This is a genomic window from Isoptericola sp. NPDC056618 (assembly GCF_042792715.1).
Classification (GTDB): Bacteria; Actinomycetota; Actinomycetes; order Actinomycetales; family Cellulomonadaceae; genus Isoptericola; species Isoptericola nanjingensis.
Genome location: NZ_JBHTVZ010000002.1, coordinates 117,754 through 137,414, shown reverse-complemented (window position 1 = coordinate 137,414; position 19,661 = coordinate 117,754). Strand labels below are relative to the sequence as shown.

General features: G+C 74.9%; 22 protein-coding genes. 10 read left to right on the top strand and 12 right to left on the bottom strand.

Going from position 1 to position 19,661, the window contains the following annotated elements:
• Positions 1-75: 75 nt before the first annotated feature.
• The 3 genes from nadA to ACFQ8T_RS03675 all read left to right on the top strand — a co-directional run bounded on the left by nadA (position 76) and on the right by ACFQ8T_RS03675 (position 2,579).
• The gene (gene nadA / locus ACFQ8T_RS03685) at positions 76-1,305 is read left to right on the top strand and encodes a quinolinate synthase NadA (RefSeq protein WP_430545212.1); all 1,230 of its coding nucleotides are present in this window, start codon (positions 76-78) and stop codon (positions 1,303-1,305) included.
• 44 nt (positions 1,306-1,349) lie between these two features.
• Complete coding sequence (locus ACFQ8T_RS03680) at positions 1,350-1,961, top strand: DJ-1/PfpI family protein (protein WP_430545211.1); 612 nt, start codon at positions 1,350-1,352, stop codon at positions 1,959-1,961.
• 81 nt (positions 1,962-2,042) lie between these two features.
• Positions 2,043-2,579 (top strand): acyl-CoA thioesterase, encoded by a 537-nt coding sequence (locus ACFQ8T_RS03675; RefSeq protein WP_430545603.1) that lies wholly within the window; start codon positions 2,043-2,045, stop codon positions 2,577-2,579.
• A 25-nt stretch (positions 2,580-2,604) separates the two neighbouring features.
• Here the strand turns inward: ACFQ8T_RS03675 and ACFQ8T_RS03670 are convergent, their stop codons facing one another.
• From ACFQ8T_RS03670 to ACFQ8T_RS03660, 3 genes are read right to left on the bottom strand one after another with little or no spacing between them, the layout of a single operon-like run.
• Positions 2,605-3,147 carry a hypothetical protein gene (locus ACFQ8T_RS03670; RefSeq protein WP_430545210.1) on the bottom strand — a complete coding sequence of 181 codons (543 nt, stop codon included), beginning with the start codon at positions 3,145-3,147 and terminating at the stop codon, positions 2,605-2,607.
• Positions 3,137-3,619, bottom strand: a complete 483-nt coding sequence (locus ACFQ8T_RS03665) for a pyruvoyl-dependent arginine decarboxylase (RefSeq protein ID WP_430545209.1) — start codon at positions 3,617-3,619, stop codon at positions 3,137-3,139. Before ACFQ8T_RS03665 ends, ACFQ8T_RS03670 begins: the two co-directional genes overlap by 11 nt.
• 17 nt (positions 3,620-3,636) lie before the next feature.
• Positions 3,637-6,645, bottom strand: a complete 3,009-nt coding sequence (locus tag ACFQ8T_RS03660) for a response regulator (RefSeq protein WP_430545208.1) — start codon at positions 6,643-6,645, stop codon at positions 3,637-3,639.
• Positions 6,646-6,777: 132 nt separating this feature from the next.
• Between ACFQ8T_RS03660 and ACFQ8T_RS03655 the strand changes: the two genes are divergently transcribed.
• Positions 6,778-7,164, top strand: a complete 387-nt coding sequence (locus tag ACFQ8T_RS03655) for a response regulator (RefSeq protein WP_430545207.1) — start codon at positions 6,778-6,780, stop codon at positions 7,162-7,164.
• The gene (locus ACFQ8T_RS03650) at positions 7,161-7,544 is read left to right on the top strand and encodes an Hpt domain-containing protein (RefSeq protein WP_430545206.1); all 384 of its coding nucleotides are present in this window, start codon (positions 7,161-7,163) and stop codon (positions 7,542-7,544) included. Before ACFQ8T_RS03655 ends, ACFQ8T_RS03650 begins: the two co-directional genes overlap by 4 nt.
• 12 nt (positions 7,545-7,556) lie before the next feature.
• Here ACFQ8T_RS03650 and ACFQ8T_RS03645 read toward each other — a convergent pair whose 3' ends face one another.
• A complete protein-coding gene (locus ACFQ8T_RS03645) occupies positions 7,557-8,360 on the bottom strand; it encodes a hypothetical protein (protein ID WP_430545205.1) in 804 nt (267 codons plus the stop codon).
• A 16-nt stretch (positions 8,361-8,376) separates the two neighbouring features.
• Positions 8,377-9,801 (bottom strand): dipeptidase, encoded by a 1,425-nt coding sequence (locus ACFQ8T_RS03640; RefSeq protein WP_430545204.1) that lies wholly within the window; start codon positions 9,799-9,801, stop codon positions 8,377-8,379.
• Positions 9,802-9,831: 30 nt separating this feature from the next.
• Between ACFQ8T_RS03640 and ACFQ8T_RS03635 the strand changes: the two genes are divergently transcribed.
• From ACFQ8T_RS03635 to ACFQ8T_RS03625, 3 genes are all read left to right on the top strand, one after another.
• Complete coding sequence (locus ACFQ8T_RS03635; RefSeq protein WP_430545203.1) at positions 9,832-10,446, top strand: DUF3043 domain-containing protein; 615 nt, start codon at positions 9,832-9,834, stop codon at positions 10,444-10,446.
• A 26-nt stretch (positions 10,447-10,472) separates the two neighbouring features.
• Entirely contained in the window at positions 10,473-11,486 is a 1,014-nt protein-coding gene (locus tag ACFQ8T_RS03630; protein ID WP_430545202.1) for an aldo/keto reductase family protein, read from the top strand.
• Between the two features lie 95 nt (positions 11,487-11,581).
• Positions 11,582-12,040 (top strand): GNAT family N-acetyltransferase, encoded by a 459-nt coding sequence (locus ACFQ8T_RS03625; RefSeq protein ID WP_430545201.1) that lies wholly within the window; start codon positions 11,582-11,584, stop codon positions 12,038-12,040.
• A gap of 42 nt (positions 12,041-12,082) precedes the next feature.
• On the opposite strand, the gene ACFQ8T_RS03620 is transcribed toward ACFQ8T_RS03625, so the two are convergent.
• Positions 12,083-12,871 (bottom strand): YitT family protein, encoded by a 789-nt coding sequence (locus ACFQ8T_RS03620; RefSeq protein WP_430545200.1) that lies wholly within the window; start codon positions 12,869-12,871, stop codon positions 12,083-12,085.
• Positions 12,872-13,066: 195 nt separating this feature from the next.
• Here ACFQ8T_RS03620 and ACFQ8T_RS03615 point away from each other — a divergent pair, with 195 nt between their 5' ends.
• Complete coding sequence (locus ACFQ8T_RS03615; RefSeq protein WP_430545199.1) at positions 13,067-14,536, top strand: PLP-dependent aminotransferase family protein; 1,470 nt, start codon at positions 13,067-13,069, stop codon at positions 14,534-14,536.
• Positions 14,537-14,560: 24 nt separating this feature from the next.
• Here the strand turns inward: ACFQ8T_RS03615 and ACFQ8T_RS03610 are convergent, their stop codons facing one another.
• From ACFQ8T_RS03610 to ACFQ8T_RS03595, 4 genes are read right to left on the bottom strand one after another with little or no spacing between them, the layout of a single operon-like run.
• Positions 14,561-14,767, bottom strand: a complete 207-nt coding sequence (locus tag ACFQ8T_RS03610) for a hypothetical protein (protein ID WP_429764261.1) — start codon at positions 14,765-14,767, stop codon at positions 14,561-14,563.
• Positions 14,764-15,873 carry a quinone-dependent dihydroorotate dehydrogenase gene (locus tag ACFQ8T_RS03605; protein ID WP_430545198.1) on the bottom strand — a complete coding sequence of 370 codons (1,110 nt, stop codon included), beginning with the start codon at positions 15,871-15,873 and terminating at the stop codon, positions 14,764-14,766. The genes ACFQ8T_RS03610 and ACFQ8T_RS03605 overlap by 4 nt, the downstream gene beginning before the upstream one ends.
• Positions 15,870-16,376 (bottom strand): hypothetical protein, encoded by a 507-nt coding sequence (locus ACFQ8T_RS03600; RefSeq protein WP_430545197.1) that lies wholly within the window; start codon positions 16,374-16,376, stop codon positions 15,870-15,872. Before ACFQ8T_RS03600 ends, ACFQ8T_RS03605 begins: the two co-directional genes overlap by 4 nt.
• On the bottom strand, positions 16,373-16,732 hold the full coding sequence (locus ACFQ8T_RS03595) for a hypothetical protein (RefSeq protein ID WP_430545196.1): 360 nt from the start codon (positions 16,730-16,732) through the stop codon (positions 16,373-16,375). The genes ACFQ8T_RS03600 and ACFQ8T_RS03595 overlap by 4 nt, the downstream gene beginning before the upstream one ends.
• 64 nt (positions 16,733-16,796) lie before the next feature.
• Between ACFQ8T_RS03595 and ACFQ8T_RS03590 the strand changes: the two genes are divergently transcribed.
• Entirely contained in the window at positions 16,797-18,287 is a 1,491-nt protein-coding gene (locus ACFQ8T_RS03590) for a leucyl aminopeptidase (protein WP_430545195.1), read from the top strand.
• Between the two features lie 76 nt (positions 18,288-18,363).
• On the opposite strand, the gene ACFQ8T_RS03585 is transcribed toward ACFQ8T_RS03590, so the two are convergent.
• The gene (locus ACFQ8T_RS03585; RefSeq protein ID WP_430545194.1) at positions 18,364-19,143 is read right to left on the bottom strand and encodes a class I SAM-dependent methyltransferase; all 780 of its coding nucleotides are present in this window, start codon (positions 19,141-19,143) and stop codon (positions 18,364-18,366) included.
• A gap of 10 nt (positions 19,144-19,153) precedes the next feature.
• A complete protein-coding gene (locus tag ACFQ8T_RS03580) occupies positions 19,154-19,498 on the bottom strand; it encodes an oxidoreductase (RefSeq protein WP_430545193.1) in 345 nt (114 codons plus the stop codon).
• Positions 19,499-19,661: the final 163 nt, after the last annotated feature.

Sequence of the window (19,661 nt, the reverse complement as noted above, 5' to 3'; positions counted from 1 at the left end):
CGGCACGCCGCGCACGGGCGCTGTGCAACCGGACGCACGGCGCGCCGCGCACGGGCGCTGTGGAAATATGAGCGCGTGACCACCCTGCTGAACGACACCGCGGGCACCACGACCGGCACCACGACCGGTTTCGCCGAGCCCGCACCCTCCGCGCTGCTGCTGCTCGGCCAGGGCCGCGACCTCGCCTCCGAGCGGGGCGTCGAGTGCACCGGGGCGCTGCCGTCGCCGTCGGACCCGGACCTGGTGGAGCGGGCCCGCGCCGCGCGGGCCGCCCTGGGCGAGCGCGCGTTCGTGCTCGGGCACCACTACCAGCGCGACGAGGTCATCGACTTCGCCGATGTCACCGGGGACTCCTTCAAGCTCGCGCGCGAGGCCGCCGCCCGCCCCGAGGCGGAGTTCGTCCTGTTCTGCGGCGTCCACTTCATGGCCGAGAGCGCCGACATCCTCACGTCGGACGCCCAGCAGGTCGTGCTGCCCGACCTCGCCGCGGGCTGCTCCATGGCGGACATGGCCGAGATCGGCCAGGTCGAGGAGGCGTGGGCGGTGCTGCAGGACGTCGGGATCGCCGACGACACCGTGCCCGTCACCTACATGAACTCGTCCGCCGCGATCAAGGCCTTCACCGGCCGCCACGGCGGCACCGTGTGCACGTCGTCCAACGCGCAGGTCGCGCTGCGCTGGGCGTTCGACCGGGTGGGCGGCGTGGAGGGCACCGGCAAGGTGCTGTTCCTGCCGGACCAGCACCTGGGCCGCAACACCGCCGTCCTCCAGCTCGGCCTGAGCCTGGACGACTGCGTGGTCTACGACCCGCGCAAGCCGCTGGGCGGCCTCACCGAGCAGCAGCTGCGCGACGCGCGCATGATCCTGTGGCGGGGGCACTGCTCGGTGCACGGGCGGTTCTCCGCGCGCAACGTCGAGGACGTCCGGGCGAAGGTGCCGGGGGTGACGGTGATGGCCCACCCGGAGTGCAAGCACGAGGTGATCACCGCGGCGGACCAGGTGGGGTCCACCGAGTTCATCATCAAGGCCCTCGACGCCGCCGAGCCCGGCAGCTCCTGGGCGATCGGCACCGAGCTCAACCTGGTGCGCCGGCTCGCCAAGGCGCACCCTGACAAGCAGGTGCACTACCTGGACTCGACCGTGTGCTTCTGCTCGACCATGAACCGCATCGACCTGCCGCACCTGGTGTGGGCGATGGAGTCGCTGGTCGAGGGACGCGTGGTCAACCGGATCGTGGTCGACGCCGACGACGCCCACTGGGCCCGCGTGGCGCTCGACCAGATGCTGGCGCTGCCCGGGATCTGACATGACCGTGGGGCCGTGACGGCCCTGACGACGCAGGAGAAGGCATGAGCACCGACGGCGGGCTCCACATCGGCATCCTCGTGTTCGACGACGCGGAGGAGCTCGACGTCGTCGGGCCGTTCGAGGTCCTCGCGGCCTGGGAGCAGCACTCGAGCAGCGAGTCGGGGCCGAAGCCGCACGTGAGCACCTTCTCGCGCGACGGCGACGGCGTCCGCCTGGCCAAGGGCCTGCGACTCGTGCCCGCGCACTCCGCGGACGACGTCGGCCCGCTGCACGTGCTGGTCTACCCGGGGGGCTGGGGCACCCGCGCCATGATCGCCGACCCGACCCACCTGGAGTGGCTGCGCCAGGTGCGCGTGCAGACGCCGGTCCTCGCGAGCGTCTGCACGGGCGCCCTGGTGCTCGCGGCGGCGGGGCTGCTGGCCGGCCGGCCGGCGACGACGCACCGCGACCACTACGACGAGTTGGCCGAGATCGACCCGAGCGTCGTCGTGGACACCGAGGCGCGGTTCGTCGACGACGGGGACGTCGTGACGGCGGCCGGCGTCTCGGCCGGGATCGACATGGCCCTGCACCTGGTGGCGCGGCTCGAGTCGCCCGAGGTGGCGCGCGCGGTGCGCCGGGGGATCCAGTACGACCCCGCTCCCCCGGTCTGACCTGCAGCACGTCCGCCCGCCCGGCCGGGCGCAAGTATCTGGTACCGCCGGTCGCCGATATACCCTGCGCGGGTGACTCGAATGATCCAGCTCACCTGGGCGTCCCTGCGTCCCCGCAAGCCGGTGCCCGGCCAGGGCCTGCTCGACCCGTCCGTGACGCGGATGCGCGTGCGCCCCGGCGACCTCGACCTGTACCTGCACGTCAACAACGGCTCGTACCTGCAGATGATGGACGTGGCACGGTCGAACTTCATCGCCGACCTCGACGGCTTCGCCAAGATCGGCGACCGCAAGTGGTACCCGGTGGTCGCGGCGTCGACCATGACCTACAAGCGCTCGCTCAAGCTCGGAGACCGCTTCGAGATCGCCACGCGCGTGCTCGGCTGGGACGAGCGGGTGATCTACATCGAGCAGGTCTTCACCTGCCGCGGGCAGCTCTACGGCCGCGGCTACGTGGCCGGACGGTTTCTCGGCCCGGGGAACGCCCGGATCCCCGCGCCGGACGTCGTCGCGCTCATGGGCCCGGAGGCGCCGGCGCAGAGCCCCGACCTGCCCGACGACGTCGCCGCCTGGGCGCGGGCGCTCGACGTCGCGCACCGGGACCCCGAGCGGGCCTGACGCGCGTGGGCGGCAGCGTGCGCCGTCAGTGGAACGTCGTCGCGTAGTAGGTCTGCCGGTCCACCGTCTCCACCGTGACGTCCTGCGTGCGCTCCAGGCGGCGGCGCAGGTTCTCGGCGAACCGCAGCGAGTCGTCGTTGAACCGGGAGACGTCGTACGCGCAGACCACCCGGTGCTCGGCGAGGCGCGCGACGAGGGCGTCGATCATGTCCATGAACGTCCGCGTCGACCGTCGGCCCGGATGGGCGAGGGTGAAGCCGATGTACCAGATCGCGCCACGCGCGGCGTGCTCGGGGTAGCGCTCGGCGAAGAACTCCGGGCTCACCCAGGGCACAGCGGCGAGGTCGGTCGCCAGCGTCGTGAGCCCGACCTCCTTCCCCTGCGCATCGTGGGCGAGGAGCTTGAGCACGCGCGAGTCGCTCATCTCCTCGTCGAACTCCTCACGGTGCAGCACGTGGCGGGCCGCGGCGCGCGTCCGCAGCGGCTCGAACGCCTCGAGGTAGAGCGCCCAGAACCGCTCGGCCGCCTCCCCGGTCACCGTCGCCTCGAACGTCACGTCAGCGCGCACGGCCCAGCTCCTCCCATCCGGCGCGACGGAACGTCGCCACCACCACGGCGCACACGGGAAGGGTCTCGCAGGCCATCCCGATGATGCGGCGTCCCTCCTGGTGGTACATGCCCCCGCGCGTCGCGGACAGGTCGTCCAGACTGTGCACGAGATCGGTCTCCACCTGCTCGTGCGACGGGCCGTCGTGCTCCACGAAGAGCCCTGCGCCGCTGCCGTCGTCGCGCCGTGACCACGCGACACCGGCCCAGGCCTCGTGGCCGGGCAGGGAGGCGTGCCCCGCCGCGTACACGCAGTACAACGCGTCGCCGTGCTCGCCCCGGAGCTGGTCTCGCCCTTCCACCTCGAGGACCGTGCTGCCCGGTGGCACCACCGAGCTCAGCCGGACCAGGTTGAAGTCGCCCACGCCGGCGGCCACGAGGGCCGCGTCGAAGGCTGCGAGCGTCGTGCGGCCCCTCCCGGTGCCGGCGCTCACGCGAATGGTCAAGTCGCTCATGGGGTCCTCGGGGTAGGTCCGGTCTGGTGGTGGGCGGAGGAGTCGGCGGTCCGGCCCGCGGCGGCGTCCAGCAGGTCCAGGACAGGGCGCAGCACCGCGTCCGGCGCCTCCCGGCCCTTGGTGAGGAAGACGGTACTGCCCAGACGGAGGTCCTCCCGCTCGACAGGGCCGACGTCGGCACCCGAGTAGACGACGAGGGGGGTCCGGTGCAGGCGGCCGCGGCGCCGCAGGTCCGCCACCAGGTCGTGGCCCGTGCCGTCGGGCAGGCGCAGGTCCAGCAGCACCAGGTGAGGCTCCGGCCCGTCCGCGAGGGCGGCGCGCGCCTCGGCGAGGCCCCGCGCCGCCGTCACCACCAGTCCCGCGCCCTCCAGGACGGTCGTCAGGACGGCGCGGAGGTCGTCGTCGTCCTCGACGACGAGGACGTTCTCGTGGTGCGGGCGCAGCCGGATGACGTCGCGGACCGTCGCCGCGAGCCGGGCGGGGTCCACGGGCTTGACGAGCCAGCCGTCCGCGAGCGCCGCGGTCTCCCGGGCGTCCGACGCCGCCGTGCCCGACACGACGACGACCGGGAGCTCGGCGGTCGCCGCCGAGTGCCGCAGCCGTCGGAGCACCTCGGCGCCTCCGGTCCCGGGCATCGCCAGGTCCAGCACGATCGCAGCGGGATGCTCCGCTTCGACGGCCTCGAGCGCCGCGCGGCCGTCGGTCACACCCACGACGGCGTACCCGCGTGCCTCGAGGACGGCGCGCAGCACGTCGACCACGTACGGGTCGTCGTCGACGACGACGACACGGACGTCCGTGGCGACGCGGGCGGCCTCCGACGCGGGTACGGGGTCGGAGCCCGGGTCGGAGTCCTTCACCGAGCGGACGGGGGCGGTCGCCGGCGGGGCGGGCGTCGCGCCCGCCGGTGCGTCGTGGTCCGCCGGGCCGGGAACGACCGCGCGCGGCAGGGTCATCCGGAAGCTGGACCCGCGGCCGTCCCCCTCGCTGAGCGCCCACATCCGCCCACCGTGCCGCTCGACGATGCTCCGGGCGATGGCGAGACCCAGTCCCGTGCCGCCCCGCTCGCGAGCGTCCGAGGCGTCCACCTGCTCGAAGCGCCGGAAGACGGTCTCGAGCTTGTCCGGCGGGATCCCGCGGCCCTCGTCGTCGACCCGCACCTCGACCAGGTCCCCCACGGTCCGGACGGACACCCGGACGGTGCTCCCCCGCGGCGAGAACTTCACGGCGTTGCTCAGCAGGTTCGTCAACGTCTGCACGATGCGTTCGCCGTCCACCAGCACAAGCTCCGTCGTGCCGTCTGACGACAGCACCACGCCGGCGTCGTCGGCCTGGATCGACACCTGCTCCGTCGCGGCCGCGACGAGCCCGTCGAGCCGCTGCTCGGCGAGCACCAGCTGCGCGGTCCCCGCGTCCATCCGCTCGACGTCGAGGATGTCGTCCACGAGGCGGCCCAGGCGCTCGCTGCTCGTGAGGGCGATGTGCACCATGCGGGCGGCCTGGTCGGAAGCCCGGTCGAGCACCCCGCTGTCGAGCAGCCCCAGCGCGCCGCGGATCGAGGTGAGCGGCGTGCGCAGCTCGTGGCTCACGACGGAGACGAACTCGTCCTTGATGCGCTCCACCTCGCGCCGCTCGGAGATGTCGCGGAACACCACGACTGCACCGGTCACCACGCCGTCGGTGCGCAGCGGGCTCGCAGCGACCTCGACGGGGACGTCCTTGCCGTCCGGGCGCCGGTAGACGTCCTGCTCGGCCGTGGCGGTCAGGCCTTCTCGCAGAGCCTCGGCGATGTAGCAGCCTTCGGCCGGGTACGGGGTGCCGTCCTCGGCAGGCGCGTGGAACGACTCGTGCGCGTCGCGTCCCACGAGGTCGGCCGCCGCCGTGCCCAGCGTCCTGGCGCCGGCGGCGTTGACGAAGGTGACACGTCCGGCGGAGTCGACGCCGTAGATGCCGTCGGCGACGGACTCGAGCGTGCGCTCTCGCTCGCTCGCCAGCGCCCGCAGCTGTGCCGTGCGTTCCTCCACCCGCCGTTCCAGCCCGCCGCGCAGCGACTCGTTGTCGACGACGACGAGGATCTGCCGTACCGCGACGGCGACGAGGACGGCCACCCACAGCGTGTTCGCGACCCCCGAGACGCCGTCGTTCGCCCCCGACTGCCACACCCGCGCGAGCGCTGCAGCGAGGAACAGCCCGAACGTGACGACGGTGCCCAGCACGGGCGACCCGTCCGTCCGATGCCCCGTGATGGGGCTACCGGATGCTGCGGGGTGGCGCGCCGCGACGGCGATGGCGAGGTAGCCGCCCACCCACCCGACGTCGACCGGGCTGCCGAAGCTGAAGCCACCCTCGACTGTGAGGAGCGCGAACGCCACGTCGGCGACCGCGTACAGCACGAACCCGATGCCGACGAGGCCGAGCGGCACGCGCTCGGCGGCCGGGGAACGGGTGAGCACGAGGACGGCGAGGGTCGCCAGGAGCGCGTCCACGACCGGCAGCGCGTACGCGGTGAGCACCGGCTCGGCCTCGAAGCCGCCGGTACCCCCCAGGGCGACGCTGAAGACCGCGATGTACAGGACCGAGCCTCCGACGACCACGCTGTCGAGCAGCATGCGCACCAGCTCGTGACCGCGCGGTCGCACGGTCGGGAACAGCGCCATCCCCACCACGCCGAGCAGAAGCGCTGCGATGTAGGCGGTGTCGCCGGTCTCCGGGTCGCCCACCAGACCCGCGTACACGTTGCCGAGGAGGCCGACCGCGCCGCCCAGGGACAGCAGTCCCCACGCGCGGCGTCGACGCCCCGTCGAGCGCGCCGCGCGCCAGCCGCAGCTCAGCGCCGCGACCACGCCGGCCGCTGCGATGGCGCCGCGAGAGATCGCAGCCTGCGCGGCCTGGTCCAGGGGGCCCGCCAGGAGCACCACCAGGGCCAGCACCAGCACCGCCGCGACCCAGCACCAGCGCACGAACCTCGCGTGCGCCCGCGCCGTCGCCTGTCGCGCGTCCCCCATGGGCCCGAGGGTAGGAGAGGTTCGCGCGCTCCGCCCCCGATGCCGACGCCCGGAGCGACGAAAGGCGTCCTCGCGTGTCGGGGGGTACCGTCGTGCGGACTCGGAGAAGGGCACTGACAGGAGGCGCAGCACGTGGCGACGGGGGGCCGACGCGTGGTGGTCATCGACGACGATCCGTCGATCAGGGAGGTGGCAGCCGTCGCGCTGTCCGCCGTCGGGGGGCACGAGGTGCACACGGCCGGCGACGGCACGGAAGGCCTGGACGTGGCGCGGCGCGTGCGCCCGGACGTGATCCTCCTGGACGTCATGATGCCCGTGCACGACGGGCCGACCGTCCTCGGCCGGCTGCGTGCCGTCCCCGAGCTGCGCGAGGTACCGGTGGTGTTCCTCACCGCGAAGGTCGGTAGCCAGGACATCTCGCGGCTCGACGGCCTGGGTGCGACCGGCGTGCTGACGAAGCCCTTCGACCCGCTGAAGCTGCCCTCCGACCTCGCTGACGTGCTGGGTTGGGACGCGTGACCGCCTCGCCCGGCACGCCGCAGGGCCGACCGAGGACCGGGTCGGACGGCGAGAACGGACCGGGCCCCGACGGCGGGGGGCTCGACGACGCGGGTCTCGACGACGCGATCGCCGCCCTCGGGCGGCGCGCGCGCGAACGCAACCGGGGACGGGCACGGCGGCTCACCGAGCTCCTCGCGACAGCCGAGACCCGGGACGACCCCGTGGCCCGCGAGGAGGCCGTACGGCTCTGCCACACGATGGCGGGCTCGGCCGCGACGTTCGGCGACGTGGGGCTCTCCGAGGCTGCCGGGCGGCTCGAGGCGGCCCTGAGCACGGGCGTCGATGCCGACGTCCCGGTCGCTCTCGACGTCCTCCGCGCGGCGGCCGGGGTGAGCTGAGGCTGCGGCGCGTCAGCCGGCCGCGTCGGTCACGAGGGCGTGCGCCTCGTCCGCCGCGGACCTGACGGCCGCGTCCCCCGCCCCATGGGCGCCGGCGAGCGCGTCGAGCTCGGCGACGAGCTCGCCCGCCGCGGCGGGGTCTCCGGCGCGTACCGCGAGCTCCGCGAGGTAGGCGAGCGCCGGCGCGAGCTCTGCCGCGGGCGTGCCGCCCTCGGCACGGGAGCGGCGGACGGCGCCGCCCAGGAGCTTGCGGGCCTGGGCGACGTCGCCGTGCGAGTCGCCGACGACGACGGCGTTCTCGAGGGCCCGCGCCAGGGGCCCGCCACCACCCGTCGTCCAGGAGGTCGTGCCGCCCTCGCCCGCGACGACCGGCGCGTCGGGCAGCCGGGTGACCCGCACCCAGTTGCCGGCCGGGTCGATCAGGCTGAACCCGCTGAGGCCCCCGTTGTTCGCCCTCTTCCTCGGCCGGGTCACCCGGGGCGCCCCCGACAAGGGCACCCGGCCGAACAACGTGCGCAGACCGGCGGCGAAAGCCTCGTAGACCGGCTCGGTGTCGGGGACAGCCACGACGCACGTCGAGTGGCTCTGCTCCGGGTCCCAGCCCGGCATCCCGTAGTACTGCAGCTGGAGGCCGCCCCGGCCGAGAGCCACGATCGGGTTGGGCCGGCGCTGCCGGTAGGTGACCTCGAGGCCGAGCGTCGTCCAGAACGCGACCAGCTCGTCGAGGTCCGCCTCGTCACCCCCGCAGGGCAGCAGCGGCACCATGATCGCCGAGGCGACCGCGTCCTCGAAGCCGTCCCGGGAGCCCTGGGTCATCGCGCCGCCCCCGTTCTCAGCCGTCGAGCTCGGCGACGTGGCGCAGGAGGAGCGCCTCGGCCAGCACGACCTTGCGCAGCTCGCCCAGGTGCACCGACTCGTCGGCGCCGTGCGCGCGGGAGTCCGGGTCCTCGACACCGGTGACGAGCACGGCCGCGGCGGGGAAGAACTCGAGCAGGTCGGCGATGAACGGGATCGATCCGCCGACGCCGACGTCCACCGGGTCCGTGCCCCAGGCCGTCGCGAACGCCGAGCGCGCCGCGCGCATCGCCGCGGAGTCGTCGGCGGCGTGGAAGGCGCGGCCCTGCTCGCCCGGCCGCCAGGTGACGCGCGCCCCGAGGGGCACGTGCGCCTCGAGGTGGGTCCGCAGCGCGTCCTCCGCCGCCTGCGGCTCCTGTCCCGGCGGGATGCGGAGGGACAGCTTCGCGGCCGCGCGGGGCGCGATCGTGTTCGACGCGTGCGCGACGCTCGTGGCGTCGATGCCGATGACGGACAGCGCCGGCTTGGCCCACAGCCGCCCGGCGATCGTGCCCTCGCCCGCGAGCGAGACGCCGTCGAGCAGCGAGGAGTCGGCGCGGAACGCCGCCTCGTCGTAGTCGACCTCCGGCTCGGGGGCGCTGACCAGGCCCGCCACCGCGACGTTGCCGGCGTCGTCGTGCAGCGTGGCGATCAGCCGGGCCAGCAGGGTGTTCGCGTCGAGCACGGGACCGCCGAACATGCCCGAGTGCACCGCGTGGCCCAGCACCTCGACCTCGACGACGCCGTCGACCAGGCCGCGCAGCGAGGTGGTGAGCGCGGGCACGCCCACCTTCCAGTTCGTGGAGTCGGCGACCACGATGACGTCCGCCGCGAGCAGCTCGCGATGGTCGGCGAGGAACTGGCGGAAGCTCGGGGACCCCGACTCCTCCTCGCCCTCGACGAACACGGTGATCCCGACGGGCAGGTCGCCGCCGCCCTCCTCCGCGAGGGCGGCCAGGGCGCGCAGCGCGCCGACGTGCGCGACCAGCCCCGCCTTGTCGTCCGCGGCGCCGCGGCCGTACAGCCGTTCGCCCACCTGGACCGGCTCGAACGGGTCGGTCGCCCACCCGGCGGCGTCGCCGGGCGGCTGGACGTCGTGGTGCGCGTACAGCAGCACGGTCGGGGCGCCCTCGGGTGCGGGACGGCGCGCGACGACGGCGGGCGCCCCGGGCGTCCCGTCGGGGCGGGCCGAGCGCAGGATCCGCACGTCGGGCAGCCCCGCGTCGCGCAGCAGCGCGGCGACGGCGTCGGCGCTCGCCGCGACGTGCGCCTGGTCGAAGGCCGCGGCCGAGACGCTCGGGATGCGCACGAGGCGCTCGAGGTCGGCCTGGAGGGCGGGGAACTGCCGCTCGACGTGCGCGCGCAGGGTGGTGGCGGCGTCGAGGTGCTGGGCGTTGCCGGGGGTGTCTGTCACGCGGCTCACGCTACCTGCGCGCTCGACTACTCTGGGAGCGTGTTCTCCCGCAACAAGCCCGACGCGACGCCGTCGTCCCCCGGCTCCACCGACCCCGTCGACGCGGCCGCCGAGATCGAGAAGGCCGGCACGCCCGGCGGCAAGGGCCGCCCGACGCCCAAGCGCAGCGTGTCCCAGGCCGCGAACAAGCGCCCCCTGGTGCCCGACGACCGCAAGGCGGCGACGAAGGCGGCGCGGGAGAAGGCACGCGAGCAGCGCAACCTCGAGTACCGCGCGATGCAGACCGGCGACGAGCGCCACCTGCCGCCTCGCGACAAGGGCCCGCTCAAGCGCTACGTGCGCGACTACGTGGACGCCCGCTGGAACCTCGGGGAGTTCTTCCTTCCCGTCGCGTTCGCGTTCATCGTCCTGAACTTCATCTTCATGCAGAACGCGACGATGGCGGCGCTCGTGCTGATGCTCCTGTACGCGATCGTGCTGCTCACCATCGCCGACGCGTTCCTGCTGTGGCGAGGACTGCGGAAGCGGCTGCGGGCGAAGTTCGGCGAGGTGCCGAAGGGCACGATGATGTACGCCGTCATGCGCGCGTTCCAGATCCGCCGCTCGCGCCTGCCCAAGCCGTCGTCGAAGAAGCACGGCGTCTGGCCGGAGTGACCCCGCGCCGCGCCTAGGGTGGGCGCATGGTCAACTACCGGTACCTCGGCAACAGCGGTCTGAAGATCTCCGAGATCACGTACGGCAACTGGCTCACCCACGGCTCCCAGGTGGAGAACGACGTCGCCACGCAGTGCGTGCGCGCCGCGCTCGACGCGGGCATCACGACGTTCGACACCGCGGACGTCTACGCGAACACGAAGGCCGAGCAGGTGCTCGGTGACGCGCTCGCGGGCGAGCGGCGCGAGTCGCTCGAGATCTTCACCAAGGTGTACTGGCCGACGGGCCCCGGCGGCCCCAACGACACGGGCCTGTCGCGCAAGCACGTCATGGAGTCGATCAACGGCTCGCTGAAGCGCCTCGGCACCGACTACGTCGACCTCTACCAGGCGCACCGCTACGACACCGAGACGCCGCTCGAGGAGACGATGCAGGCGTTCGCCGACATCGTGCGCCAGGGCAAGGCCCTGTACATCGGCGTCTCCGAGTGGACGGCGGACCAGATCCGCGCCGGCGCGGCCCTGGCGAAGGAGCTGGGGTTCCAGCTCATCTCCTCCCAGCCGCAGTACTCCATGCTGTGGCGGGTCATCGAGGACGAGGTCGTGCCCGCCTCGCAGGAGTGCGGGCTGTCGCAGATCGTCTGGTCGCCGATGGCGCAGGGCGTGCTGTCCGGCAAGTACGTGCCCGGCCAGCCCCTGCCCGCCGGGTCGCGCGCGACCGACGAGAAGGGCGGCGCGTCGAGCATCCGCCGGTTCCTCGACGACGACGTCCTCACCCGCGTGCAGGGCCTGCGCCCGGTCGCCGACGAGCTGGGCCTCTCGATGGCGCAGCTCGCCGTCGCGTGGGTGCTGCAGAACGACAACGTCGCGGCGGCCCTCGTCGGCGCGTCCCGGCCCGAGCAGGTCGCGGAGAACGTCAAGGCCTCCGGGGTGACGATCCCGGCCGAGCTCCTGGCGACGATCGACGACGTCCTGGGCGACGTCGTCGTCCGCGACCCGGCCAAGACCGCCGAGAACGCACCGCAGACCCGCGTGGCCTGACCGGCCCGCGGTCCCGGAGGGGACCGACGTAGCGGTGGGTCCTCGTCCCGAGACGCGACGACGACCCACCGCTACGTCGACGCTACGGTGCCGTCGTGCCCTCCCCGACCGTCCGACCCGCCCGCGCCGCCGACGCCGAGGCCCTGTGGCCGCTCGCCCGCGACTTCGCGACGAGCTTCCGGCCCCGGCGGGACGCCTTCGACGACACGCTCCCGGCGCTCCTCGCTCGGGACGACACCCTGCTCGCCGTCGTCACCGGGCCGGCGAGCGACGCGCCGCTCGGCTACCTCCTGGCGAGCGTCCACCCGACGTTCCTCGCGAACGGACCGGTCTGCTGGGTCGAGGAGGTCATGGTCGACCCGACGCACCGTGGCCGCGGGCTCGGCGCCGCGCTCATGGCCCACGCCGAGCGGTGGGCGACGGCCCGCGGCGCCGCCTACGTCTCCCTGGCGAGCCGGCGGGCGGGCGGCTTCTACGAGACCCTCGGCTACGACGCCTCCGCCACCTTCTACCGCCGCACCCTGCCGTCCGGCGGAGGATCCGTCGCGCCCTGACGGCCGACGGCACGGACGATCGCGTCCCGGACGGTGTGCTGGTCAGCGGTCGCGGTGCCCCCGGGCGACGGTGTCGAGCGCGCGCGAGATCTCGCGCCCGCGCCGCGCGACGTCGGCGTCGGTGGGCCGCTGTCTCGTCGCGGCGGCGGCGCGGGCGGCGGGCGCGCCGCTGGTGAGGCCCGCGGGCACGAGCCACCGCCAGCGCACGGTCGCCTGCACCACGGGGCCGACGCCCAGCGCGAAGGCCACCGTGGCCCAGCCGAACGTCCCCCCGAGCAGGATGCCCGCCAGCACGACGACGACCTCGATGCCGGTCCGCACGAGCCGCACCGACCCGCCTGTGCGCTGCACGAGGCCGGTCATGAGCCCGTCGCGCGGGCCCGGGCCGAGCCGCACCCCGATGTAGGCGGCGGTCGTCACGCCGTTGAGCACGATGCCGCCGACGGCGAGCGCCACGCGGGCGACCGGGCCCGGGTCGGGCACGAGCCACGCGTTGGCCGCGAGGCAGGGCCCGATCGCCAGGCTGATGACGGCCACGTTCGCCACCGTGCCGATGCCGGGACGCTGCCGCAGCGGGACCCAGGCGAGCAGCACGAGCACGGACGTCAGCGCGACGACCGTGCCGAACCCGAGGCCCGTGCTGCGCACCAGGCCCTGGTGCAGCACGTCCCACGGCATGCCGCCCTGGCCCGCGTGCAGCATCATCGCCATCGACCACGTGAAGCCCAGCAGCCCGAGGACGAGCTGGGTCCCGCGGCGGACGGGCCCCCAGGGCATCGCCGGGGCCACGGCGGGCACGGCGGCGTCGGGTGCGGTGGTCCCCGTGGTCACGGGCGGCGCGGCGGAGGTGGCCCCGGGCGTCCCGGTTCGCGGGCTGCGCGCCGCCCGCCGACGAAGAGGGCCGCTCGGCAGGCGGCGCGGGAGTCGGCGGGGCGGACGACGGACAGGGCGGACAGTCGTGCTCATGCTCCCACCCTCCGTGACAATGGCCTTGCAATCCATATCCATTGGGGCGACAGTGGCCCCGTGACCGTCGTCTCCCCACCTTCCGCCCCGTCCGCGCCGCCCGCCGTCCGGCAGCTCTCCCCCGCCGCCACCGCGCGCCTGCTGGGCGACTGGCGCGCGGGAGGGCCGGCCTACCTCGCACTGTCGGACGCCCTGCGCGCCGCGGTGCTCTCCGGCAGCCTGCCGCCGCTCACCCGGGTACCCAGCGAGCGTGAGCTGGCGACGGCGCTGCGGGTCTCGCGCACCACGACGTCCGGTGCCTACGCCCGCCTGCGCGAGCTCGGCTTCCTCGCGAGCCGGGTCGGCTCCGGCACCGTCACGACGCTCCCCCGCGGCGCCGGCGCGCCGCGCGGGAGCGTGCCGGTCGCGGCGGGCGACGCCCCCACGGACCCGCGCGGCGACGCACCGCCCGAGGCCCCCGTCGACCTGGCCCAGGCGACCCCGTCGGCCACCTCCGCCCTGCACGACGCCTACACCGCGGCCCTCGAGGTGCTGCCCGGCTACCTGGCCACCGGCGGCTACGCCCACCTCGGCGTCGAGGCGCTGCGGTCGGCGATCGCCGACCGCTACACGGCACGCGGCGTGCCGACCACGCCGGACCAGATCCTCGTCACCACGGGCGCCCAGCAGGCGATCTCCGTGCTCACCGCCGCGTTCGTCGGGCGCGGCGAGACCACCGTCGTCGAGTCGCCCACGTACTTCCACGCCCTGGAGCCGACGCGACGGCTCGGCGGACGGGTGGTCGGGGTCCCCGTGGGCGACGTCGAGACGCTCGCGTCGGCGGTGCGGCGCACCCGGCCCCGGCTCGTCTACCTCGTGCCGGACTTCCACAACCCCACCGGCACGACGATGTCGACCGAGGCGCGGGCGGCGGTGCGCGACCTCGCCCACCGCACCGGCACGACCGTCGTCGGCGACGAGACCCTGACCGACCTGGCCCTCGACCCCGGCGCGCAGGTGCCGGAGCCGTTCGCGGGCGACGGCAGCTCCCCGCACGTCGTGACGATCGGCTCCGCGTCGAAGTCGTTCTGGGGCGGGGTGCGCGTCGGCTGGGTGCGGGCCGACCCCCAGGTGGTGCGCCGGCTGGCGCGCGTGCGCGAGTCGGCCGACATCGCCACGCCGGTGCTCGAGCAGCTCGCCGTCGTGGAGCTGCTGCGCCGTGCCGACGCGATCCTGCCCGGCCGCGTCGCCGAGCTGCGGGCGCGCCGCGACCTGCTCGTCGACCTGGTCCGCGACGCCCTGCCGGACTGGCGCGTGAGCGTGCCGGCGGGCGGGCTCTGCCTCTGGGCCGACCTGGGCCGACCGCTCGCGCAGGCGCTCGCGGCCTCCGCCGTCCGCCACGGCGTCCTGGTCACGCCCGGGCCCGCGTTCACCCCGGACGGCTCGTCGCGCGACCGCGTGCGCCTGACGTTCACCCGCGAGCCGGACCAGCTCGCGACGGCCGTCCCACGGCTCGCCCGAGCCTGGGCGCAGGTGGCACCGGGCGCCTGAGGCCGCGACCCCGCGGCGGTGCCGTCAGACCGACGGCAGCACCACGCCGGGGGTCGCCTGCGCCCCGTCGTGCAGCAGGCGGGCGAGGGTCGCGCCCCCGGCGGCCAGCTCCCGCCAGTGCTCGCCGAGCCACTGCTCGGCGTCGTACTGCGTGGTGAAGACCGGGCTCGGGACGCTCAGCACGCGCCCCTCGGCGTCGTCCAGCGCCCACTCCCAGTGCGCCCGGATCACGCGGCGCTCCCGGTGGAGCCGTTGCCGCGGTCGATGCTGCCGGCCGCGACGGACCCGCGGGTGCGCGTCAGGGCGCGGTTGACCCGCGACGGCCAGAACGGGCCGGAGTAGATGAACGACGTGTACCCCTGGGTCAGGTCGGCGCCGGCGCGCAGGTACGCGCGGACGTCGTCGGCGCTCGAGATCCCGCCGACGCCGATGATCGCCGGGTCGGGCCCGAGGCGCTCACGCAGCCGGGCGACGACCTGCAGCCCGCGCTCCAGGAGCGGCGGGCCGGACAGGCCGCCGGGGCCGCGGTCGTGCCCGATGGTCGTGTTCACGGCGACGACGCCGTCCAGGCCGAGCTCCGTGACGAGGCCCGCCACCGCGTCGACGTCCGCGTCCGCGAGGTCGGGGGCGATCTTCACCAGGAGCGGGACCCGGCGGGTGCCTGCGGCGGCGGTGGCCTCGTCGGCCGCGGCCCGGGCCGCGGTGAGGATGGGGCGCAGCTCGGCGGTGGTCTGCAGGTCGCGCAGGCCCGGGGTGTTCGGGGACGACACGTTCACCACGAGGTAGTCGGCCCACGGGGCGAGCTCGCGGGCGCAGGCGGCGTAGTCGTCGGCCGCGGCCTCCGCGGACGTCGTCTTGTTCTTGCCGATGTTCGCGCCGACCACGACGGCCCGGCCCGCGGGCGTGGCGCGCAGCTCGCGGAGCTGCGCGGCGGCGGCCGGGGCGCCGTCGTTGTTGAAGCCCATGCGGTTGCGGATGCCCCGCACGTCGAGCTCGCGCCACATGCGCGGCGCCTCGTTGCCGGGCTGCGGGCGCGGGGTGACCGTGCCGATCTCCACGAAACCGAACCCGAGCATCGTCAGGCCGCGGATCGCGCGGGCGTTCTTGTCGAACCCGCCTGCCAGCCCGAAGGGAGCGGGCACGGTGCGGCCGAGCACCTCGATGCTGCCCGGGCCGCCGCTGCCCCGGCCCAGGTACGGCGCAAGGGCGCCCTGGACGACGTCCCGCAGGACGGGGACGCGCCCGGCGAGCGAGATGGCGCCGAACGCGAGCTCGTGCGCCCGTTCGGGGTCCATCCGGCGGAAGACGCCGTTGAAGAGCAGGGTGTACGGGCTCATCGGACCTCCGGGTCGGGGGCTGCGGGCTCGGTGGGCTCGGGCGCGGTCGGTGCCGCCGCTGCGCCGTCGTCACCGCTCGCACCGCGCGGGCGGGTGCGCCACAGCCACCACAACCCCACGAACGGCAGCACGAGCGGCACATAACCGTAGCCCTGGCCGAAGCCGGACCACACGGTCGTCTCGCCGAAGACGTCGGGCGAGACGGCCGAGGCCGCCCCGACCGCGAGGACGCCCACGGCCTCGAAGCCGACGGTCACCCAGGCGACGACGCGCCAACGGGGCCCGCCCTTGGCGAGGGCGACGGTGGCCAGCACGTACACGACGGCGGACAGCGTGGACAGGGAGTAGGCGACGGGCGCCTCGGAGAACTTGGTGGCCAGCTCGTACGACGACCGGCCGATCGCGGCGAAGGCGAGGATGCCGTAGACGGTGACGAGCAGCCGGCCGAAACCGGAGCCGGTCCGGCGCGCGCCCGCGGCGGGTGCGGGGGCGGTGCCGCTCATGCCGCCCCCCAGATCTGCCACAGGCGCCAGTCGAGGAAGCCCACGGTGAGAGCGGCCACCGCCAGGACGACCGACGACCACTTGGTGCGCTCCGCGAACGCCCAGACGGCGGCCACCGGCAGCACGACGAGGGCCGTGGCGACGTACCCCCAGAACAGCGGACCGTCGACCGGGTGGTCACGGGTGACCATGAGCACGCCGGCCACCACCGCCTGCACGACGACGAGCGCCTCGACCACGGCGGCGCCGATCAGCTGCTTGAGGATCACGGCGCGGTCCTGGACGACGAACCACAACGCCCACCCGGCGAGCGCGGCGCACGCCAGGAGGACGACGATGAGCAGGGGAAGGACCACGCCCCGCAGACTACCGGCCGTCGGGCGCCCGACGGCGGCCGCGGGACGGCGATAGCATCGGCGCGTGGCAGACCTCACCCTCACCGGCAAGAATCCCAGCTCTCTCAAGGTCGACGCCCTCGTCGTCGGCACCTGCTCCACCTCGGACGGCGTCGCCGTCGTCGCGGACCAGCTCCCCGAGGCGTTCGTGCGCCAGATCGAGACCCTCGCGCCCCGTCTCGGCGTCACCGGCGCCCGCGACGAGGTGCGGCGCGTGCCCGCCGGCGACGGCGTGTCCGCCGGCGTCGTCGTCCTCGCCGGGCTCGGCGAGCGCGCGGCCGACGGCACGTTCCCGCACGAGGTGCTGCGGTCCGCCGCCGGCGCCGCCACCCGCGAGCTCGCCGGGACCGACACGGCCGCCCTCGCGCTGCCCGCGGTGGACGAGGACGAGCTCGGGGCCGTCGTCGAGGGGGCGCTGCTCGGCGCGTACTCCTACACGCGCTACCGCACGGGCAAGGACACCAAGGGCGCCGTCGGCAGCATCCAGGTCGTGACGACGTTCGCGCGCTCGGGCCGGGCCAAGGCCGCGGTCGCGCGCGCCGAGGTGCTCGCCGCGGCGGTGCACGGCACCCGCGACCTGGTCAACGACGCCCCCAACGAGCTGTTCCCGGCCGCCTTCGCCGACGCCGCCAAGGCCGCGGCCAAGGGCGTCAAGGGCCTCAGGATCACGGTGCTCGACGACAAGCAGCTCGCCGCGGGCGGGTACGGCGGGCTCGTGGGCGTCGGCCAGGGCTCGTCGCGCGGGCCGCGCCTCGTCAAGCTCTCGTACACGCCGGCCAAGGCCACCGAGAAGGTCGCCATCGTCGGCAAGGGCATCACGTTCGACACCGGCGGCATCTCGCTCAAGCCGCCGGCCAGCATGCCGACGATGAAGTCCGACATGGCCGGTGCCGCCGCCGTGCTGCACACGGTCCTGGCGGCCGCGCGCCTCGGCCTGCCGGTCGCTGTCACCGGCTACCTCTGCCTCGCGGAGAACATGCCCGGCGGCAACGCCCAGCGTCCCGCCGACGTCATCACGATCCGCGGCGGCAAGACCGTCGAGGTCACGAACACCGACGCCGAGGGCCGCCTCGTCATGGCGGACGGCCTGGTCGCCGCCGTCGAGGACGGGCACGACGTCGTCCTGGACATCGCGACCCTCACCGGCGCGCAGATGGTCGCGCTCGGCAACCGCACCTCCGGCGTCATGGGTACCGACGCGGTGCGCGACGAGGTCAAGGCCGCCGCCGACGTCGCGGGCGAGGCCTTCTGGCCGATGCCGATGCCGGCGGAGCTCAAGGCGGGCCTGAAGTCGACCGTCGCGGACATGGTCAACTCCGCCCCCAGCCGCTGGGGCGGCATGCTCTTCGCCGCGCACTTCCTCGCCGAGTTCGTCGGCGACACCCCGTGGGCGCACCTCGACATCGCCGGCCCGTCGTACAACGAGGGCTCGTCGTTCGGGTACACCCCCGCCGGCGGCACGGGCGTCGGCGTGCGCACGATGCTCGCCTTCCTCGAGGGTCGCGCCGGCGCCTGACGCGCCCCCCGGCCCGACGCACGACGGCGCCCGGCCGCCCCCACGGGGTGGGCCGGGCGCCGTCGTCGTCCGCGCATCAGGGGGCGACGGCCACCGCCCAGCGGAACGCGTTCGCGAGGCGGTACCCGCCGCCGGGGACCCGGAACGGGGACGCCGCGGCCACGACGACCGGCGCGAGCTCGGCCGTCGTGCCCTCGTCCTCGCCGAGCAGGACGCCGCGCACCAGGCGGTCGTCGTCGGGCGCGCTCCACGGCACGTCGGCGATCCCCGACCCCACGACGTCGAACCCCGCGCCGACGAGGGCGGACTCCAGCCCGCCCGCGGCGCGCAGCGGGCCGTCGGGCGGCACGTCCTCCTCGTAGGCCTCCGCGACGGCACGCTCCACGACGTCGAGATCGTTGCGCGCGCCCTCGGCCCAGCTCGCGATCCCCACCCGGCCGCCCGGGACCAGCACGCGGGCGACCTCGGCCAGGGCGTCGTCGACGTCGTCGGCGAACTGGAGCGCGTTGACCGCGAGGACCGCGTCGAAGGTGCCGTCCTCGAACGGCAGGTGCTCGACGTCGCCGTCCCGGACCGTCGCACCGGGGTTCCGCTCGCCGGCCGTCCGCGCCATCGCCGGGGCGGGGTCGACACCTGCGGCGACGACGCCGGCGCGCACCAGGTGCCCGATCAGCTCGCCCGTGCCGCACCCGACGTCGAGGACCCGCGTCCCCCTCCCGACCTGCGCGGCGGTCAGCAGCGACGGCCAGACCGGTGCCGCGAACGAGCCCCACAGCTCGGCCCACCCGGCCGCCACCGCCGACCAGCGCTCACCGCCCCCGCCGTCCATGTCTCCCGGGTCCCCTCCGTCACCCACGCGCCGCGGCTCAGGCCTTGCGCCGCTGCGCCGACGTCCAGTCCCGCATGCGCTGCGGGTACCCGGTGAAGCGCACGTTGTAGACCGGGACGCCCAGCGACCGCGCCACCTCGAACCCCGTGCGCTCGTCCGGGACGCGACGTCGCGTCCACTCGCCCGTGGTGGCCACGAGGAGGACGGTGGTGGGCGTCTGCACGTTCGGCGGCTCCACGTACGCCTCCACCCCCACCCGGGTGCGCACGAACTCCTGCAGGTACGCGATCGTCTCGCCCCGCGATCCCGACGACGACGGTGCGCCGGGGGCCGGCGACGACGACCTGCCCAGCAGGCGTCCCAGCGAGGTCCTGAGCGACATGGCGCGAGACTACCGCCGTCGTGGGCCTCGTGGTCGGGAGGCCGCCCGGAGGTGTCCTGGAGGTCATGCGGCGGTCAGGTGTACCCAGCGTCACACCAACCCGGACCCCCGAACGATTGGGGCGACCCCCGCGGAGGTGACAAGATGGCAGGCAGTGACCAGA

Coding starts and splice junctions, on each gene's coding strand:
- ACFQ8T_RS03580 (WP_430545193.1), bottom strand. CDS start 19,498: ATGTCGCTCAGGACCTCGCTGGGACGCCTGCTGGGCAGGTCGTCGTCG.
- ACFQ8T_RS03605 (WP_430545198.1), bottom strand. CDS start 15,873: ATGAGCCCGTACACCCTGCTCTTCAACGGCGTCTTCCGCCGGATGGAC.
- ACFQ8T_RS03680 (WP_430545211.1), top strand. CDS start 1,350: ATGAGCACCGACGGCGGGCTCCACATCGGCATCCTCGTGTTCGACGAC.
- ACFQ8T_RS03645 (WP_430545205.1), bottom strand. CDS start 8,360: ATGACCCAGGGCTCCCGGGACGGCTTCGAGGACGCGGTCGCCTCGGCG.
- ACFQ8T_RS03675 (WP_430545603.1), top strand. CDS start 2,043: ATGATCCAGCTCACCTGGGCGTCCCTGCGTCCCCGCAAGCCGGTGCCC.
- ACFQ8T_RS03660 (WP_430545208.1), bottom strand. CDS start 6,645: ATGGGGGACGCGCGACAGGCGACGGCGCGGGCGCACGCGAGGTTCGTG.
- ACFQ8T_RS03630 (WP_430545202.1), top strand. CDS start 10,473: ATGGTCAACTACCGGTACCTCGGCAACAGCGGTCTGAAGATCTCCGAG.
- ACFQ8T_RS03600 (WP_430545197.1), bottom strand. CDS start 16,376: ATGAGCGGCACCGCCCCCGCACCCGCCGCGGGCGCGCGCCGGACCGGC.